This window comes from Corallococcus praedator (assembly GCF_003612125.1).
Lineage (GTDB): Bacteria > Myxococcota > Myxococcia > Myxococcales > Myxococcaceae > Corallococcus > Corallococcus praedator.
The window spans coordinates 1-491 of sequence record NZ_RAWI01000881.1 but is presented as its reverse complement, the minus strand read 5'-3'; the positions used below and the strand labels follow the sequence as shown (position 1 = coordinate 491).

Annotated in this window: 1 protein-coding gene; it reads right to left on the bottom strand. The window is 47.7% G+C overall.

Going from position 1 to position 491, the window contains the following annotated elements:
* Nucleotides 1-212: 212 nt before the first annotated feature.
* Nucleotides 213-491: hypothetical protein (locus D7Y13_RS47395; RefSeq protein ID WP_208734586.1), on the bottom strand; the 279-nt coding region annotated here is incomplete at its 5' end.

Sequence of the window (491 nt, the reverse complement as noted above, 5' to 3'; positions counted from 1 at the left end):
GGCCAATAACATCACCATTAGACTACGGAGGAGGCTCATTCTGAGCTTACTGTCAATCCTGACCGTTAATTTGGGCGATGATAGTGGCCCGCCGACGGGCGGCCTGACTGATCGGTCGTGGGCGGAAAATTCCGGTTTTCCCGGCCGGGACGTGGCTGTGTTTGATTGGAAGAAAAGCGTCATACGAGTAAAGGTTTAAATTGCGGTAAACGCTACGCAAACCCGCCCGTGTAACGCCCGGCGATCCTGGTAACGCCCTGCAAATGACGGGTAGTTAAATCAGTCACAGGGGTACAGAATGTCTCCATTGAGTGTATAAAATGTAAACTTTTGAAGAATTTGTTGATTTTACAAAGGCAGTGTGCTGGTTTACTAACTGAATCAACGCCCAAATCAATATCCAGACTCGTGCAACTGCTACCCGAACTATAGTTTGTTTGCTTCCCTAAACGACGAAAATTTTCTTTGATTACGTTCGGACTGAGGTAGGC